This window comes from uncultured Bradyrhizobium sp., from assembly GCF_936943645.1.
Lineage (GTDB): Bacteria > Pseudomonadota > Alphaproteobacteria > Rhizobiales > Xanthobacteraceae > Bradyrhizobium.
On record NZ_CAKZJO010000120.1, the window covers coordinates 1 to 1,995 of the forward strand.

Genomic DNA, 1,995 nt, shown 5'->3' on the forward strand with positions numbered 1-1,995 from the left:
GGAGAGAGCCCCCACCCGGCGCTTCGCGCCGACCTCCCCCGCAAGCGGGAGAGGTAAACCGCCCTCGCGGTTTGCTCGTTCGGCCAAACAACACCCAGGAGATCACATGAGCTCCGTTGCGCCTGCTGTTGAACCCGTCGGCCCCGCGCGGACCTCGGGACTCACTGCGATCCTCGAACAGACCCGCTATGTGCTGAGCGAGAACAAGGTCACGGGCTTTGCCTTCGCGCTCCTGATCCTGATCCTCGTCGCTGCGATCTTCGGCCCGTACGTGGTGCCGTACGATCCGCTCGCCTCCGATACCGCGGCTGCGCTGAAGCCGCCGTCGGCGGCGCACTGGTTCGGCACTGACCAGCTCGGCCGCGACATCTTCAGTCGCGTCATCGTGGCGACGCGGCTCGATACTTTCATCGCGGTCGCCTCGGTCGTGCTGGTGTTCCTGATGGGCGGCCTTGCCGGCATCGCGGCCGGCTATTTCGGCGGCTGGACCGATCGCATCGTCGGCCGCATCGCCGACACCATCATGGCCTTCCCGCTGTTCGTGCTCGCGATGGGCATCGTCGCCGCGCTCGGCAACACCGTGCAGAACATCATCCTCGCCACCGCCATCGTGAACTTCCCGCTCTACGCCCGCGTCGCGCGCGCCGAGGCGAACGTGCGCCGCAATGCCGGCTTCGTGCAGGCCGCGCGCCTGTCCGGCAACGGCGAATTCCGCATCCTGCTGGTGCACATCCTGCCCAACATCATGCCGATCATGATCGTGCAGATGTCGCTGACCATGGGCTACGCCATCCTCAACGCCGCGGGCCTCTCCTTCATCGGCCTCGGCGTCCGCCCGCCGACGGCGGAATGGGGCATCATGGTCGCCGAAGGCGCGGGCTTCATGGTGTCAGGGGAATGGTGGATCGCGCTGTTTCCCGGCCTTGCGCTGATGATCGCGGTGTTCTGCTTCAACCTCCTCGGCGACGGCCTGCGCGACATCGTCGATCCCCAGCGGAGGACGTGATGGCCGATTCTCGTCAAAAATTCCCCAGCGATTCCAATGCCATTCTACTGTGCATGGGGTTGTTTTCGCACTTTTTGGGTGACGGGAGCCGGTCATGACCGCCCAGCCGCTGCTCGACGTCCAGGACCTCACCGTCGAATTCTCCACCCGCCGCGGCATCGTGAAGGCGGTGCAGCACGTCAACATCTCCGTCGCCAAGGGCGAGACGCTCGCCATCGTCGGCGAGTCCGGCTCCGGCAAATCGGTGACGTCCTATGCCGTGATGCGCATCCTCGACCGCGCGGGGCGGATCGCCGAGGGCTCGGTGATGTTCTCCGGCATCGACGTCAAGGCCGCGACCGAAGACCAGATGCGCGACCTGCGCGGCCGCGAAGTCTCGATGATTTTTCAGAACCCGCGTGCGGCGCTCAATCCGATCCGCAAAGTGGGCGACCAGATCGAGGACGTGCTGCGCACCCACGTGCAGCAGGCGCAAGTTGCCGACCACGGCGAGAAGGCGATCGAGGCGCTGGAGCAGGTCAAGATCGCCCGCCCGCGCGAGCGCTATCATGCCTATCCGTTCGAGCTGTCGGGCGGCATGTGCCAGCGCGTCGTCATCGCGCTGGCGCTCGCCTGCAATCCGCAGCTCTTGATCGCGGACGAGCCGACCACGGGTCTCGACGTCACCACGCAGAAGGCGGTGATGGACCTGATCGTCGAGCTGACCAAGCGCAAGGCGATGTCCACCATCCTGATCACCCACGATCTCGGTCTCGCCGCCGCCTATTGCGACCGCGTCGTGGTGATGGAGAAGGGCCGCGTGGTCGAGACCGCCAAGGCCGCCGACATCTTTGCCAACCCGCAGCACCCCTACACCAAGAAGCTGATGCGCGCGACGCCGCGGCTTGGCGTGTCATTGCGCGATCTGCTGCCTGAGGAAGAGAGTGCTTCCTTCGCCTCTCCCCGCACGCGGGGAGAGGCCGACACGCGAAGCGTGGCGGGTGAGGGGG

General features: G+C 66.1%; 2 protein-coding genes. Both read left to right on the forward strand.

The window, feature by feature from the left end; translation table 11 throughout:
• Positions 1-106: 106 nt before the first annotated feature.
• Entirely contained in the window at positions 107-1,006 is a 900-nt protein-coding gene (locus Q0743_RS34245) for an ABC transporter permease (RefSeq protein WP_298245811.1), read from the forward strand.
• 94 nt (positions 1,007-1,100) lie between these two features.
• On the forward strand, positions 1,101-1,995 hold an 895-nt coding region (locus tag Q0743_RS34250), incomplete at its 3' end, for an ABC transporter ATP-binding protein (RefSeq protein WP_298245812.1).